At 73.8% G+C, this 14347-nt stretch carries 16 protein-coding genes; 5 read left to right on the forward strand and 11 right to left on the reverse strand.

Translation table 11 applies throughout. The annotated features are described in order from the left end of the window. The first annotated feature begins 17 nt into the window (after positions 1–17). Together BM093_RS16965 and BM093_RS16970 are read left to right on the forward strand one after the other, a co-directional pair. Complete coding sequence (locus tag BM093_RS16965) at positions 18–1214, forward strand: acyl-CoA dehydrogenase family protein (protein ID WP_093344278.1); 1197 nt, start codon at positions 18–20, stop codon at positions 1212–1214. After that, positions 1211–2374: a CaiB/BaiF CoA transferase family protein gene (locus tag BM093_RS16970; protein WP_093344281.1), complete on the forward strand. Its 1164-nt coding sequence runs from the start codon at positions 1211–1213 to the stop codon at positions 2372–2374. Before BM093_RS16965 ends, BM093_RS16970 begins: the two co-directional genes overlap by 4 nt. Positions 2375–2430: 56 nt before the next feature. On the opposite strand, the gene dmpG is transcribed toward BM093_RS16970, so the two are convergent. The 3 genes from dmpG to BM093_RS16985 all read right to left on the reverse strand — a co-directional run bounded on the left by dmpG (position 2431) and on the right by BM093_RS16985 (position 5200). Further along, positions 2431–3438, reverse strand: coding sequence for a 4-hydroxy-2-oxovalerate aldolase (gene dmpG, locus BM093_RS16975; protein WP_093344284.1), 1008 nt, complete (start codon positions 3436–3438; stop codon positions 2431–2433). Further along, the gene (locus BM093_RS16980; RefSeq protein ID WP_245773586.1) at positions 3435–4325 is read right to left on the reverse strand and encodes an acetaldehyde dehydrogenase (acetylating); all 891 of its coding nucleotides are present in this window, start codon (positions 4323–4325) and stop codon (positions 3435–3437) included. Before BM093_RS16980 ends, dmpG begins: the two co-directional genes overlap by 4 nt. 65 nt (positions 4326–4390) lie before the next feature. Further along, the gene (locus tag BM093_RS16985; RefSeq protein WP_218162803.1) at positions 4391–5200 is read right to left on the reverse strand and encodes a 2-keto-4-pentenoate hydratase; all 810 of its coding nucleotides are present in this window, start codon (positions 5198–5200) and stop codon (positions 4391–4393) included. A gap of 118 nt (positions 5201–5318) precedes the next feature. On the opposite strand from BM093_RS16985, the gene BM093_RS16990 reads away from it, so the two are divergent. From BM093_RS16990 to BM093_RS17000, 3 genes are read left to right on the forward strand one after another with little or no spacing between them, the layout of a single operon-like run. After that, positions 5319–6056 (forward strand): IclR family transcriptional regulator, encoded by a 738-nt coding sequence (locus tag BM093_RS16990; RefSeq protein WP_093344291.1) that lies wholly within the window; start codon positions 5319–5321, stop codon positions 6054–6056. A 54-nt stretch (positions 6057–6110) separates the two neighbouring features. Next, entirely contained in the window at positions 6111–6674 is a 564-nt protein-coding gene (locus BM093_RS16995; RefSeq protein ID WP_245773580.1) for an HXXEE domain-containing protein, read from the forward strand. 4 nt (positions 6675–6678) lie between these two features. After that, on the forward strand, positions 6679–7272 hold the full coding sequence (locus BM093_RS17000; RefSeq protein ID WP_093344297.1) for a GNAT family N-acetyltransferase: 594 nt from the start codon (positions 6679–6681) through the stop codon (positions 7270–7272). On the opposite strand, the gene BM093_RS17005 is transcribed toward BM093_RS17000, so the two are convergent. The 8 genes from BM093_RS17005 to BM093_RS17040 all read right to left on the reverse strand — a co-directional run bounded on the left by BM093_RS17005 (position 7253) and on the right by BM093_RS17040 (position 14316). Beyond that, entirely contained in the window at positions 7253–7993 is a 741-nt protein-coding gene (locus BM093_RS17005; protein WP_093344300.1) for an SDR family oxidoreductase, read from the reverse strand. The two genes, BM093_RS17000 and BM093_RS17005, sit on opposite strands and share 20 nt — an antisense overlap. Then, positions 7990–8505 carry an ester cyclase gene (locus tag BM093_RS17010; RefSeq protein WP_093344400.1) on the reverse strand — a complete coding sequence of 172 codons (516 nt, stop codon included), beginning with the start codon at positions 8503–8505 and terminating at the stop codon, positions 7990–7992. The genes BM093_RS17005 and BM093_RS17010 overlap by 4 nt, the downstream gene beginning before the upstream one ends. 76 nt (positions 8506–8581) lie before the next feature. Next, positions 8582–9145, reverse strand: coding sequence for a TetR/AcrR family transcriptional regulator (locus BM093_RS17015; RefSeq protein ID WP_143105413.1), 564 nt, complete (start codon positions 9143–9145; stop codon positions 8582–8584). A gap of 127 nt (positions 9146–9272) precedes the next feature. Next, positions 9273–10739, reverse strand: coding sequence for an MFS transporter (locus BM093_RS17020; protein WP_245773581.1), 1467 nt, complete (start codon positions 10737–10739; stop codon positions 9273–9275). Between the two features lie 91 nt (positions 10740–10830). Next, a complete protein-coding gene (locus BM093_RS17025) occupies positions 10831–11973 on the reverse strand; it encodes a M20 family metallopeptidase (protein ID WP_093344306.1) in 1143 nt (380 codons plus the stop codon). Further along, positions 11970–12635: a DUF1028 domain-containing protein gene (locus BM093_RS17030; RefSeq protein ID WP_093344309.1), complete on the reverse strand. Its 666-nt coding sequence runs from the start codon at positions 12633–12635 to the stop codon at positions 11970–11972. Before BM093_RS17030 ends, BM093_RS17025 begins: the two co-directional genes overlap by 4 nt. Then, entirely contained in the window at positions 12632–13054 is a 423-nt protein-coding gene (locus tag BM093_RS17035; protein ID WP_093344312.1) for a RidA family protein, read from the reverse strand. Before BM093_RS17035 ends, BM093_RS17030 begins: the two co-directional genes overlap by 4 nt. Beyond that, entirely contained in the window at positions 13054–14316 is a 1263-nt protein-coding gene (locus BM093_RS17040) for a flavin-containing monooxygenase (protein ID WP_093344315.1), read from the reverse strand. Before BM093_RS17040 ends, BM093_RS17035 begins: the two co-directional genes overlap by 1 nt. Positions 14317–14347 lie beyond the last annotated feature (31 nt).

The raw sequence follows: 14347 nt of genomic DNA on the forward strand, positions 1-14347 counted from the left end.
CGTCCGACGATCGAGGCATGAGCCAGAGTGCGCCGTCGCCGTCCGAGGTGTCCGCCGAGGACTTCGAGTTCATCCGCCGCCAGGTCCACGACTTCGTCCGCACCGCGGTCGTCCCGCGTGAGAACGAGATCATGGCCGCCGACCGGATCCCGGACGACCTGCGCTCCGCGGCCGCCGAGATGGGTCTGTTCGGCTACGCGATCCCCGCACAGTGGGGCGGGATCGGCCTCGACCTCACCCAGGACGTCGAGCTGGCGATGGAGTTCGGCTACACCACCCTGGCGCTGCGCTCGATGTTCGGCACCAACAACGGCATCGCCGGTCAGGTCCTGGTCGGCTTCGGCACCGACGCCCAGAAGAAGCAGTGGCTGTCCCGGATCGCCTCCGGCGAGGTCGTCGCCTCGTTCGCCCTCACCGAACCCGGTGCCGGCTCGAACCCGGCCGGGCTGCGCACCCGCGCCCGCCGCGACGGCGACTCCCCCGACGCCGACTGGATCATCGACGGGCAGAAGCAGTTCATCACCAACGCCCCGTCCGCGGACCTGTTCGTGGTCTTCGCCCGCTACGCCGAGGCCGAGGCCGGCAACCCCGGCATCGCCGTGTTCCTGGTCCCCGCCGACACGCCCGGCCTCACCGTCGGCCCGAAGGACGCCAAGATGGGCCAGGAGGGCGCGTCGACCTCGGACGTGCACTTCGACGGCGTCCGCGTCCCGGCCGAGGCGCTCGTCGGCGGCGACGCCGCGGCCGGCTACAAGGCCGCGATGACCTCCCTGGCCCGTGGTCGGGTGCACATCGCCGCGCTGGCCGTCGGCACCGCGCAGCGCGCCCTCGACGAGGCCGTCGGCCACGCCACGACCACCACCCAGGGCGGGCAGCCGATCGGTGGCTTCCAGCTGGTCCAGGCCCACCTCGCCGACATGCAGACCGGGGTGCTCGCCGGGCGGGCCATGGTCCGCGACGCCGCCCGCGCCTACGTCGACGGCAGCGACCGCCGCATCGCCCCGTCGGCGGTGAAGCTGTTCTGCACCGAGATGGTGGGCACGGTCGCCGACCTCGCCGTCCAGGTGCACGGCGGCGCCGGCTACATGCGCGAGATCCCGGTCGAGCGCATCTACCGCGACGTCCGGCTGCTACGCCTCTACGAGGGCACCAGCGAGATCCAGCGCCTGATCATCGGTGGCGGGCTGGTCCGCCGGGCGGCGGCGCAGTCGTGACCGCGCCCCAGGACCTGCCGCTGGCCGGCTACACCGTCGTCGCCCTCGAACAGGCCGTCGCCGGCCCGATCGCGACCCGGAACCTGGCCGACCTCGGCGCCCGCGTCATCAAGGTCGAACGGCCCGGCGAGGGCGACTTCGCCCGCAACTACGACGACGCCGTGCACGGCCTGGCCACCCACTTCGTCTGGCTCAACCGCGGCAAGGAGTCGCTCGCGCTCGACCTCAAGACCGAGCACGGGATCCGCGCCGTGCGCGCGCTGATCGCCCGCGCCGACGTGTTCCTGCACAACACCGCACCCGGCGTCGTCGAGCGCCTCGGTCTCGACGCCGACACCCTGCGCGCCGCCGACCCCCGCCTGGTCGTGGTCAACATCTCCGGCTACGGCACCAGCGGGCCGCGCAAGGACCGCAAGGCCTACGACATGCTGGTGCAGGCCGAGTCCGGGATGGTCGCGGTCACCGGTACCCCGGACACCCCGACCAAGACCGGCGTCCCGAACGCCGACATCGCCGCCGGGCTCTACTCCGCGAACTCGGTGCTCAGCGCGCTGCTGCGCCGCGAGCGCACCGGCACCGGCGCCGTCGTCGACGTCTCCATGTTCGACGCCGCCGTCGAGTGGATGGGCCACCCGCTCTACATGCAGCTCTACGGCGGCCGGCAGATCCCGCGGATGGGGCTGAGCCACGCCGCGATCGCGCCCTACGACGCCTACCCCACCGCCGACGGCCAGATCCTCATCGGCGTCCAGAACGACCGCGGCTGGCGCACCCTGGTCACCGACGTGTTCGACGACCCCGCCCTCGCCGACGACCCGCGCTTCGTCACCAACCTCGAGCGGGTCCGCAACCGCGCCGCCTGCGACGCGGCCGTCGGCGGGCACACCGTCCGCCGGACCACCGCCGAGCTCGACGAACGGCTCGCCGCCGCCGGCATCCCGGCCGCCCAGGTCAACGGCACCGCCGAGCTCGTCGAGCACCCGCAGCTGCGTGAGCGCGACCGCTGGCGCACCGTGGCGACCGAGGCGGGCGACATCCGCGCGGTCCTGCCCCCGATGACCTACCGCGACGTCGAGCTCCCGATGGGCCCGGTCCCCGCGCTCGGCGAGCACACCGACAAGATCCTCGCCGAGCTCGGTCTGCCGGACGCGCAGGAGTGATCCACGATCGGGCGCCGATCCGGCCGACGATGGCCGTCCCGGCGCCCGATGTGTGATCACGCGGCGGCGGCGAGGTCCAGCGCGATGTCGACGATCATGTCCTCCTGGCCGCCGACGAGGCCCCGCCTGCCGACCTCGACGAGGATGTCGCGGGTGTCGAGGCCGTAGCGCTGCGCGGCCTGCTCGGCGTGGCGCAGGAAGCTGGAGTACACCCCGGCGAAGCCGAGGGTCAGCGTCTCCCGGTCCACCCGCACCGGGCGGTCCTGCAGCGGGCGCACGAGGTCGTCGGCGGCGTCCTGCAGGGCGAACAGGTCGCAGCCGTGCTTCCAGCCGTGCAGGTCGGCCACCGCCACGAACGCCTCGATCGGGCAGTTCCCGGCCCCGGCGCCGTGCCCGGCCAGCGACGCGTCGACCCGGGTGACGCCCTCCTCGACGGCGACGACCGAGTTCGCCACCGACAGCGACAGGTTCTCGTGCGCGTGGATCCCGATCTGGGTGCCCGGGTCGAGCACGTCGCGGTAGGCGCGCACCCGGTCCCGGACCCCGGCCATCGTCAGCCGCCCGCCCGAGTCGGTGACGTAGACGCAGTGCGCACCCGCGTCCTGCATGATCTTCGCCTGCGCCGCCAGGTCCGTCGCCGGCGCCATGTGCGACATCATGAGGAACCCGGACACGTCCATGCCCAGCTCACGGGCCCGGCCGATGTGCTGGATCGCGATGTCGGCCTCGGTGGCGTGGGTGGCCACGCGCACCGACCGGACGCCGAGGTCGTGGGCCCGCTTCAGGTCGTGCAGCGTGCCGATCCCCGGCAGCAGCAGGGTGGTGAGCACCGCGTTCTCGACGACCTCGGCCGCGGCCTCGAGCCACTCCCAGTCGGTGTTGCTGCCGGGGCCGTAGGTCAGGCTCGCCCCGGCGAGGCCGTCGCCGTGCGAGACCTCGATCGCGTCGACCCCGGCGGCGTCCAGCGCGGCGGCGATCCGCCGCAGGTCAGCCGGGTCGAGCCGGTGCCGGACGGCGTGCATCCCGTCCCGCAGCGTGACGTCCTGGACGTAGAGCCCGGTCATGCCGGCACCTCCGCTCGGCGGGCGGCCACCAGCTGCTCCGCGGTGCGCAGCGCGGCCGAGGTCATGATGTCGAGGTTGCCCGCGTAGGCGGGCAGGTAGTGCGCGGCGCCCTCGACCTCGAGGAACACCTGCACACGCAGCGCCGGGCGCGGGGACCCGGTCGGGACGAGGGTGTGCAGCGGCTCGTCGTCGGCGATCCGGTCGATCTGGACCTCCTGCTTGAGCCGGTAGCCGGGCACGTAGCGGGCCACCTCGGTGACCATCGCGGCGACGCTGTCCCGGATCGCGGCCGGGTCGGCGTCGTCGGCCAGGCAGAGCACAGTGTCCCGCATGATCATCGGCGGCTCGGCCGGGTTCAGGACGATGATCGCCTTGCCCCGTTCGGCGCCGCCGACCTGCTCGATCGCGGCCGACGTCGTCTCGGTGAACTCGTCGATGTTGGCCCGGGTGCCCGGGCCGGCCGAGCGCGAGGCGATCGAGGCGACGATCTCGGCGTAGCGGACCGGGGTGACCCGGCCGACGGCGGCGACCATCGGGATCGTGGCCTGACCGCCGCAGGTGACCATGTTGACGTTGCGGGCACCGGCGTGGGCGTCGAGGTTCACCGGCGGGACGACGAACGGGCCGATCGCCGCGGGTGTCAGGTCGACGAGAATCTTCCCGTACGGCTCCAGGGCGCGGGCGTTCGCCCGGTGCGCGCCGGCCGAGGTCGCGTCGAACACGACCTCGATCTCGTCGAAACCGGGCAGCGCGAGCAGCCCGTCCACGCCGTCGGCGGTGGCGGCGATGTTCAGTCGCCGGGCGCGGGCCAGCCCGTCCGACGACGGGTCGATGCCCACCATCGCCCCCATCTCGAGGGTCTCGGACAGCCGGATCACCTTCATCATCAGGTCGGACCCGATGTTGCCGGAGCCGATGATCGCGACCCTGCTCCTCCCGTCCGGGGCCCCGCTCACGCGCCAACCCCGGTGAAGCTCGCGCGGACCTCGCCGAGCCCGGACAGCACCGCGGTGAACGTGTCCCCGGGCGCGACCGGCGTCATCGGGCCGAGCGCACCGGAGAGGATCACCTCGCCGGCCCGCAGGGGGTGGCCGTACTCCCGCGAGGTGCGGGCCAGCCAGACCAGCGCGGTGACCGGATCGCCGAGGCAGGCGGCACCGGTACCGGAGCTGAGCACCTCGCCGCCGGCACCGGTCAGCGTCATCGCGACCTCGCGCAGGTCGGTGTCCCCGAGCGCGTGGCGGTCGTCGCCGAGCACGTACAGACCGCTGGAGGCGTTGTCGGCGACGGTGTCGACGATCGTGATGTCCCAGCCGGCGACCCGGCTGTCGACGATCTCCAGCGCGGGCACGACCTGCGCGACGGCGGCGCGGGCGGTGCGCTCGTCGATGTCGTCGCGGTCGAGGTCGGCACCGAGGACGAACGCGATCTCGGCCTCGATCCGCGGCTGCAGCAACCGGGTGATCTCGACCGGGGCGCCCTGGGCGCAGGCCATGTCGTCGAAGAGCACGCCGAAGTCGGGCTGGTCGACGCCGAGCTGGGCCTGCACGGCGGGCGAGGTCAGGCCGATCTTGCGGCCGGTGACGGTGCGCCCGGCGTCGCGGGCGGCCCGGGTGAGCAACGACTGCACGGCGTAGCCGGTGGCGACGGTGCTGTCCGGCAGCAGCGTGCGCACCGGCGGGCACGGCGTCGCGGTGCGGGCAGCGGCGAGCAGCTGCTCCGCGGCCGCGGACACCGCGTCGGTGGTGGTGGAGCTGGTCATGGGTTCGACCGTGCCAGCTGCGGTGCGCGATGATGGCATCGTGCGTTCCACCGTGCGAAACGCTGCCGCCCGAAAAGCCGCTGTCCGAAACGATGCCGGCCGAAACGCTGCGCCGTCGATGCTCGGACGGTCGCTGGACCTGCTGTCGGCGTTCCGGGCCGGCGAGCCGGAGGTGTCGCTGGCCGAGCTGTCCCGGCGCAGCGGCGTGGCCAAACCGACGGCACTGCGGCTGCTGCGCGAGCTCACCGACCACTCGTTCGTGGAACGGACGCCCGGTGGCTACCGGCTGGGGCTGCGGCTCTTCGAGCTGGGCCAGACCGTGCCCCGGCAGCGGGACCTGCAGGAGTCGGCCATGCCGATCCTCACCGACCTGCACGAGGCCACCCGGGAGACCGTCCACCTGGCCGTCGCGGACGGCGCCGACGTCGTCTACCTGCAGAAGCTCGCCGTCGCCGGGAGCCCGCGGATCCCGTCCCGGCTCGGCGGCCGGATGCCGGCGCACTGCACCGGTGTCGGGCAGGCGCTGCTGGCGTTCGGACCCGCGACCGTGCTCGACGCGGTGCTGGAACGCGGCCTGACCCGCAGCGCGCCGCGCTCGCTGACCGCGCCCGGGTTGCTGCGTACCCGCCTCGACCGGATCCGCGAGCGCGGCTGGGTCGAGGAGTACGAGGAGTCCGCGCCCGGCGTCGCGTGCGTGGCCGCGCCGGTGCTGGGCCCGGACGGCGTCGCGCTCGCCGCGATCTCGATCACCGGGTGGGCCAACCGGTTCGCCCCGGTCCGGGTGGCGCCCGCGGTCCGGACCGCCGCCTCGGGGCTGTCCCGGCTGCTCGGCGGACCGCCGGCCCGAGCGCGCTGAGGATCCGTCGGACGACGGACGACGGCCGCCCGCTCCGTCCCTACCGTCGACCCCGTGACCCGACCACGACGGATACCGCGCACCATGACCTGGGGACTGCTCGCCGCCTGGCTCGTGCACGATGCCGAGGAGCTCGTCACGATGCCGCGCTGGCTCGCCCGTGCACGTCCGCGGCTGGAGCAACGCCTCCCCGGCATCCCCGACCGTATCTGGCGGCACCTGGCCCCCGACCAGACCCACACCGCCGTCGCGATCGGGTTCATGGGGTGCCTGATCGCGGCGGCCGCGTACGACGGCGACCGCACCGACGGCCGGAGCCCGCTGTTCCAGGTGGTGCTGGCCGGTTTCGGCGCGCACGCCGTGCCGCACCTCGGCTCGGCGGTCCTCACCGGCGGGTACACCCCCGGGCTGGTCACCGCGCCGACCGTCGTCGTGCCGTACGCGCTCTGGGCCTCCCGGCGGCTGAACCGGGCCGGGGTCGAGCAGGCCAAGGTGCCGGCCGCCGCCTACGCCCTGCTCCCGGTCACCATCGGCGCGGCCCACCTGGGCGCGCGGGCCGTGGCGGCGCTGCGGACACGGCTGCAGCAGCGGCCGGTGGCAGCCGGGGTGGGATCGTGAGCACATGGACGTACGCCCGGCGACCGTCTTCGACGACGTCCGCGCCGTCATCGGGCCGCAGAACCCCACCGCCAACGTCTGCTGGTGCCTGAGCTACCGGATCCCGTCCCGGCGCAACCGCGACCTGCGTGGCCCGGCGCGCGGCGCACTCGTCGAGGAGCTCTGCGCGGCCGATCCACCACCGGGTGTGCTCGCCCACGACGGCGCCGAGCCGGTGGGCTGGGCGGCGATCGCCCCGCGCGCCGAGACCACGTTCGCCCGCAACCGGAAGATCCCGCGGCTCGACGACCTGCCCGTGTGGTCGCTGTGGTGCATCCGCGTGCGCCCCGGCCACCGCGGCCGGGGCATCTCGCACGCCCTGATCGACGGCGCCGTCGCGTTCGCCCGCGAGCACGGCGCGCCGGTGGTCGAGGCGTACCCGCTCGACAACCGGGGCGCCACGGTCGACCGGACCATGGCCTACGCCGGCCTCCGGCCGAACTTCGAGGCCGCCGGCTTCACCCACGCCGCCGACACCACCTCGACGCTCGCCGGGCACCCGCGCGTCCTGATGCGACTCGACCTCCGCCCCGCCCGGGTCACGCCAGGCCGCCGTTGACGAACACGGTCTGCCCGTTCACCCACCGCGCAGGCCCGGCCAGGTGCGAGACCGTCTCCGCTATGTCCTCCGGGCGGCCCAGCCGCTCGAGCGGGGTGGCAGCGGTGAGTGCCTGAACGGTCTGCTCGGTGTTGCCGTCGAAGAACAGCGGCGTCGCGGTGGGGCCGGGCGCCACGCTGTTGACCGTGATGTCGCGACCGCGCAGCTCCCGGGCGAGGATCGGCGTCAGGCCCTCGACCGCCGCCTTGGTCGCCACGTACGGCCCGTACCGCGGGAGCTGTGTGCGGGTCACCGACGTCGAGAAGTTGATGATGGCGCCACCGTCCCGGACCCGGCGCGCCGCCTGCTGGGAGACGACGAAGGCGCCGCGCAGGTTGGTGCGCACGATCTGGTCGAACCGGTCGAGGTCGTACTCGGCGATCGATCCCAGGACCATGATGCCGGCGGTGTTGACCACGACGTCGATGCCACCGAACGCGGACTCGACCGCGTCGAACGCGGCGGCCACGGCGTGCTCGTCGGCCACGTCGCCACCGACGGCGATCGCTTGCCCGCCCGCGGTGGTGATCTCCTCGACAAGGCTCTCCGCGGTGGCCCTGTTGCCGGCGTAGTGCACGCCGACCGCGAGGCCGTCGTCGACCAGCCGGGTGACCACGGCTCGGCCGATGCCCCCGGAACCTCCGGTGACCAGTGCGGTGCGGGGCGCGGTGCTGTCGGTCATGAGAAGGTCCTCTCCGATCCGGTCGATGCGGTCGATCCGGTCGATGCCGTGGGTGGGGCCGGCTGCGCGGCAGGGGCCACGGACAGCCGCTGGACCAGCTCGAACGCGTTGCGCTCGACGTAGTTGTGGGTGAGCCGGCCGTCGGGCAGCACGTGCCACACCGCGGTTCCGGTCATGTGCACCGGCCCGCCGTCGGGAGCGGTACCCGCGAAGCCGTTGTTGGTGCCGGTCAGGGTCCACCGCGAGGCGACCCGTGAACCGTCGGCACTCTGGAAGGTCTCGACCGGTTCGAGCTCGATCCCGCCGACCGTGTCGTGGAACCGGCGTACCCAGTCCTTGAACTCCTCGCGACCGCGGATCTCGGACCCGCCGGAGACGAGGACGAAGTCCTCGGTCACCAGCTCGTCGATCGCATCGATGGCATGGGGTGGTTGCCAGACCTCCGACCAGAAGCGGTGCACGATCTCGACCGCGGCGCGCGGATGCGCCACGCGCAGGTCCTGTGGGTCCATGTCCTGGTTCACCTTTCCGCCGGGTCGTGCCCGGCAGGTCGTGCCCCGGCAGTCGCGCCCCCGGCGGCCGGAGCCGTCACCGGGGCGCGCCGGAGTCGATGAGCGCGGCGGCCGCACGCCCGGCGGCGCGCACCGGCCGGTCGCTGCCCTCCATCGCGGCGTGCACGATCGCCCCGTCGAGGAGCACGAGCAGCGACTCCCCGGTGTCGGCCGGATCCGGATGCCCCAGCTGCTCGAGCAGCCGGACGAACTCGGCCGCGACGGCCTTCTTGTGCGCCAGCGCCTGGGTCGCCGCCGGCCCGGACGCGTCGGGGCTCTGCAGACGCGTGGTGACGAACGGGCAGCTGACCTGGTCGCCGCTGCGGACCCGGTCGCCGATCTTCTCGAACGCGCCGAGCAGCCGGCTCCGCGGCGGCTGCGAGTCGTCACCCAGCAGCCAGCGGCGCTGGGTCCGGTCGAAGTCGGCCAGCGCCGCCGCGACGAGCTCGTCCTTCCCGGCGAAGTGCCGGTAGAGCGACATCTTGCTCGCCCCGGCCCGCTCGGCCACGGCGGCCGGGGTGGCGCTGTTCCATCCCCCTTCGAACAGCAACTCCAGCGTGGCGCCGAGCATCCTCTCCCGGGCGTCGTGGCGTCCTGTCACCGCCCGGACGATACTTCGAGGTATCGTTTCGCGCCAGCGCGCAGTCCCTCCGGTGCGGAGGGGCTACCGCAGGCCCACGCGCAGGACGGCCGGACGGAGGGGATCACGTCCGGGAGCCGGTGGAGCGCTACCTCGCCGCACAGGCCGGTCGAACCGCGTCCGCCTCACCCGGCTCCTCCCGGGGCGCCGGCGTCAGCGCCGCGACGACCAGGGCGAGCAGCGCCGCCCCCGAGGCGGCGAGGAACGAGACGGTGAAGGCTCCGCCGGAGGGCAGGAGCTGCCCGTCGACCTCCACGACCATGGCCGCGCCCACGGCCGCGGCGACCGCGGTGATCGTCGAGGTGCCCAGCTGACGCATCAGGGTGTTCATGCTGTTCGCGGCGGCGGTCTCGGTCTCCGGGACGGCCCGCATGATCAGCAGCGGCAGCGCCGAGTAGGCCAGTGCCGCCCCGATCGCCCCGACGGTCGCGGTGCCGATCGCCGGCCACAACGAGCTGGGCAGCAGCGCGAACCCGGCGTTGCCGAGCGTCAGCAGCGCGGCACCGAGCAGCACGGTCGTCCGCGGCCCGCGGGCCTGGGAGATCCGCGCCGACACCGAGGAGAACACCACCATCGCCCCGCCGATCGGCAGCAGCAGCACCCCGGCCAGGGTGATCGAGAGGCCGAAGCCGTACCCGGTGCCGACCGGCGCCTGCAGGACCTGGGTCGCCATCACGAACGTCGCGAAGATCGAGAACCCGAGCAGCACGGTGGCGACGTTCGTCCAGAGCACCGCAGGCCGGGCCGACACCCGCAGGTCGACCAGCGGCGAGCGCCGGCCCAGCTCGTAGTATCCCCAGAGGACCAGCACGACGACCGCGGCGCCGAGCGAGCCGAGCGTCGCGGCGCTCGACCAGCCCCAGGCGCTGCCCTTCGAGATCCCCAGCAGCAGGCAGACCAGCCCGATCCCGAGCCCGACGGCGCCGATCGTGTCGAACCGGCCACCGGTGCGCACCCGGGACTCGGCGACGAAGCGGGGCACCAGCAGCCCGAGGACGAGCGCGCCGGCCGCGACCGCCAGGAACAGCACCCGCCAGCTGCCGTGCTGGGCGATGAAGCCGGTCAGCGGGGGTCCCGCCGCACCGCCGATCCCGAGCGAGGAGCTCATCAGGCCGACCCCGGTCCCGACCCGCTCCGGCGGGAGGACGTCGCGCATCAGGCTCATCCCGAGCGCGATGACCCCGAACGAGACCCCCTGCAGGGCGCGTGCGACGAGCAGCACGGCGAAGTTCGGGGCGACCGCCGCGAGCAGCGAGCTCCCGAGCACGATCCACACCGACACCAGCAGCATCCGGCGCTTGCCGTACATGTCGCCGAGCCGGCCGAGCACTGGCGCGGACACCGCCCCGGCCACCAGCGTCGCCGTGACCAGCCAGGACGCCGTCGACGCGCTCACCGACAGCAGTGCCGGGAACTGCGGGAGCAGTGGCACGACCATCGTCTGCAGCAGTGCGACCAGCAGGCCGCAGGAACCGACCGCGGCGATCGCCAGGGCGGGGTTGTCGAGATCGGTCCGGGTGGGGGTCCGGGGGACAGCGGCCTGGACTGCGCTCACGTGGGGTGTCGTCTCCTCTGGTTGCGGCGGCTTCCAGAGGAGCACATGTCGTGAGCGTCGGACAAATATTTCGTTGCCGTAGCGAACTAGATCACGGTTCGGAGCGTTCGCGCCGCAGCCGGTCCACCCCCGTCCACGCCAGCGCGACCGCGCCGTCGAGCAGCGCCCGCTCGGCCTCCGGGCCGACGCAGTGCGCGGCGAACTCGCGCTGGTGGTTGGTCGCCGGCAGCGACCCGATCCCGATGTAGGGGTGGATGGCCGGGACGACCTGCGAGACGTTGCCCATGTCGGTCGACGCCCGGTTCATCCGTCCGGCCAGGCCGCCGAGGGCGAACTCGCGGCCCAGCTCGAGGGCGTTGGCCCGGTAGTCCTCCAGCGTGGCGGTGTCGGTGCGGAACTCGGCGTAGGGCTTGCTCTCCGCCTCGATCTCCAGCGTGGCGCCGGTGGCCAGGGCGCCCGCCTCGAAGCAGCGCAGCACCCTCGGTTCGATCTCGGCCAGCTCGGCCAGGGTCTCGGCCCGCACGTACCACCGCCCCGAGGCACTCTCCGGGATCGCGTTCGGCGCCGAGCCGGCCGCGGTGACGATGCCGTGCACCCGCGAGCTCGACGGGAGCTGCTGACGCAGCAGCCCGATCGCAACCTGGGCGACGGTGAACGCGTCCGCCGCGTTCACCCCGTCCTCGGGGTAGGCCGCGGCGTGCGCGGACCGGCCCGCGTACGAGATGCGGGAGTGGCTGACCGCGAACGGCCGCGCCTCGGCGACATCGACCGGCGCCGGGTGGACCATCATCGCGAGGTCGACGTCGGCGAACGCGCCGCGCTCCAGCATCTCGATCTTGCCTCCGCCGCCCTCCTCCGCCGGCGTGCCGTAGACCTCGACGGTCAGCCCGAGGTCGTCGGCCACCTCGGCCAGGCCGAGCGCGGCGCCGATCGAGGACGCGGCGATCAGGTTGTGCCCGCAGGCGTGCCCGAGCCCCGGCAGCGCGTCGTACTCGGCGCACAGCGCGATCCGCAGCGGCCCCGAGCCGTACCGGGCGTGGAACGCGGTCGGAAGGCCCAGGTAGGCCGGGGTCACGGTGAACCCGCGCCGGTCGAGCAGCTCCGGCACCGTCGCCGCGGCGTGGTGCTCCTCCCAGGCCGTCTCCGGCCGGGCGTGCAGGTCCACGGAGAGCCCGACCAGGTCCTCGGCCACCCGGCCCACGGCCGCCCGCACGGCGGTCTTCTCGCCGCTCACAGGTCGCCCGGGACGCCGTACGACGGCGCGGTCGCCGGGTTCAGCCCGCGGCGGACGTAGTCGTCGCGCTGCGGCAGCCAGACCTCCACGGCCTCGGTCAGCCGGTCGATCGGGTCCTCGGCCCAGTCGACCCGCAGATCGGTCACCCGCCACTCGACGTCGGCGACGACGGCCAGGCCCGCCGAGTGCACCGGCCCCTCCTCGCCGCCGGCGTCGTGCCCGGCGCGCAGCGCGGCGAGCAGCCGCTGCTCCAGCTCACCGGTCGCGGACTCGAACGCCTCGACCATGACCGCCGGCAGGCCGCGGTCGACGAGCATGTTGCCGGCGGCGACCGAGTTCGGACCGACGGCGGCGCCGTGGGTCCCGAGGGTCTGCTCCCCGCTGAACCAGGCCGCCGGTCCCGTCGCGCCGATCGCGGTCAGCTGCCGGTAGTCCAGGTCGGTGGCGTCCGCGCCGACCTCCTTCAGGGCGCGCCCGGCGTCGCCGTGGACCGCCAGCCGGTCGAGCATGCGCCCACCGAGGCGGGGGTCGGTCACGTTCTGCGAGGCGGCCGCACCGATGCCGGGCCGCAGGTGCAGGCAGCGTGCGGCGACCGCCGGGCTCGACGAGCTGACGGCCATGCCGAACCGCCCGCCGTCGCGGGCCGCGATGGAGAAGGTCATCGGTCGTCCTCCGGGATGACGGCGATGGCGTCGATCTCGCACAGCCACTCCGGGCGGGCCAGCGCGGAGACCACGACGCCGGTGGAGATCGGGTGCACGCCCTTCGTCCAGCGCCCGATCGTCCGGTAGACGGTCTCGCGGTAGCGCGGGTCGACCAGGTAGATGGTCAGCTTGACCAGGTGCTCCATCCGGCTGCCGGCCTCGCCGAGCAGCATGTCGATGTTCGCCATCGCCTGCTCGGCCTGGGCCTCGACGTCGCCGATCCCGACCGACTCGCTGGTGTCGAGGTCCTGCCCGATCTGGCCGCGCACGTAGACCGTGTTGCCGGCGACGACGGCCTGGCACAGGTCGTTGTCGAGGTTCTGTTCGGGATAGGTGTCGCGGGTGTTGAACGGGCGGATACGCGTGTGGACGGTCATCAGGCGGCTCCGGTCGTGGGTTCGTGGGCGAGGTAGCTGCGTTGGATCGCGATGTGGTCGGCGACGTAGGCGGCGTCGTGCCAGACGCCCCAGATGAAGCTCGACCCGCGGCGCGACTGCCAGGGCAGGCCGAGGAAGTAGATCCCGGGCTCGGCCGACACGCCCCGCGCGTGCCGGGGCCTGCCGGTCTCGTCGAGGGCGTCGACCGGCAGCCAGCCGTAGTCGGCGGCGAACCCGGTGGCCCACACGATCGCGGTGATCCCGGCCCCGGCCAGGTCCAGTTCGGAGATCGGGTCGCGCACGCACTGCGGGTCCGGGCCGAACACCCGCGCCGCGGGCTCCTCGGGCAGGTCGAGGCCGTTGCGGGCGACGTAGGCGTCGGCCTCGTCGAGCATCGCCAGGTAGTTCGCGTCCCCGCCGACGATGTTGTCCCGCAGGTCCGGCGCGAACCGCAGCCGGCCGTCGGCGTAGTCGCGGGTCATGCCGACCAGGGTGATGCCCTCGTCCGCGAGGCGCCGGAAGTCGACGGTCCGGCCTCCCCGGGCTCCGCTGACCGCGATCGTGACGTGCTCGGCACCCCGGGGCGGCGCGGCGGCCTCCCACTTGTTGAGCACGCCCAGCCACCAGCAGAAGTCGCGCCCCCGGTAGCTGCGCGGGGGCCGGTCGTGCGGGCCCACCGAGAGGTGGACCGTCCGGCCGGAGCGGCGCAGCTCGTCCGCGATCTGGACACCCGACGACCCGGCCCCCACCACGAGGACCGCGCCGTCGGGCAGCTGCTGCGGGTTGCGGTAGGAGCTGGAGTGGAGCTGGACGACGCCGGCGTCGGCGGGCACGACCGGCGGGACGACCGGCGTCTGGAACGGCCCGGTCGCCGCCACCACGTGCCGGGCCTCGACGACCCCGTCGGAGGTCTCCACCCGGAAGCCGGGACGTCCGGCGTTGCGCTGCACGCGCCGCACCTCCACACCGGTGCGGATCGGCGCGTCGATCTTCTCCGCGTAGGCGGCGAAGTAGTCCGCGACCTGGTCCTTCGACGCGAACCCGTCCGGGTCGACGTCGCTGAACTCCAGCCCCGGGAAGCGGTCGTGCCAGGCCGGCCCGTTGGCCACCAGGGAGTCCCAGCGGCCGGTGCGCCACCGCTCGGCGATCCGGTCGCGTTCGAGCACCAGGTGCCCGATCCCGCGTGCGCTCAGGTGCTCGCTGATGGCCACACCGGCCTGCCCCGCGCCGACGACGAGGACCTCGGTCTCGTGCTCCGGCATCCCGACCTCCGTTCCGTGATCACGGCGTTTC

The sequence above is a fragment of the Pseudonocardia ammonioxydans genome (assembly GCF_900115005.1).
Taxonomy (GTDB): Bacteria; Actinomycetota; Actinomycetes; order Mycobacteriales; family Pseudonocardiaceae; genus Pseudonocardia; species Pseudonocardia ammonioxydans.

Coding starts and splice junctions, on each gene's coding strand:
- BM093_RS16965 (WP_093344278.1), top strand. CDS start 18: ATGAGCCAGAGTGCGCCGTCGCCGTCCGAGGTGTCCGCCGAGGACTTC.
- dmpG (WP_093344284.1), bottom strand. CDS start 3,438: ATGACCGGGCTCTACGTCCAGGACGTCACGCTGCGGGACGGGATGCAC.
- BM093_RS16980 (WP_245773586.1), bottom strand. CDS start 4,325: ATGATGAAGGTGATCCGGCTGTCCGAGACCCTCGAGATGGGGGCGATG.
- BM093_RS16985 (WP_218162803.1), bottom strand. CDS start 5,200: ATGACCAGCTCCACCACCACCGACGCGGTGTCCGCGGCCGCGGAGCAG.
- BM093_RS16990 (WP_093344291.1), top strand. CDS start 5,319: ATGCTCGGACGGTCGCTGGACCTGCTGTCGGCGTTCCGGGCCGGCGAG.
- BM093_RS17000 (WP_093344297.1), top strand. CDS start 6,679: ATGGACGTACGCCCGGCGACCGTCTTCGACGACGTCCGCGCCGTCATC.
- BM093_RS17005 (WP_093344300.1), bottom strand. CDS start 7,993: ATGACCGACAGCACCGCGCCCCGCACCGCACTGGTCACCGGAGGTTCC.
- BM093_RS17010 (WP_093344400.1), bottom strand. CDS start 8,505: ATGGACCCACAGGACCTGCGCGTGGCGCATCCGCGCGCCGCGGTCGAG.
- BM093_RS17030 (WP_093344309.1), bottom strand. CDS start 12,635: ATGACCTTCTCCATCGCGGCCCGCGACGGCGGGCGGTTCGGCATGGCC.
- BM093_RS17035 (WP_093344312.1), bottom strand. CDS start 13,054: ATGACCGTCCACACGCGTATCCGCCCGTTCAACACCCGCGACACCTAT.
- BM093_RS17040 (WP_093344315.1), bottom strand. CDS start 14,316: ATGCCGGAGCACGAGACCGAGGTCCTCGTCGTCGGCGCGGGGCAGGCC.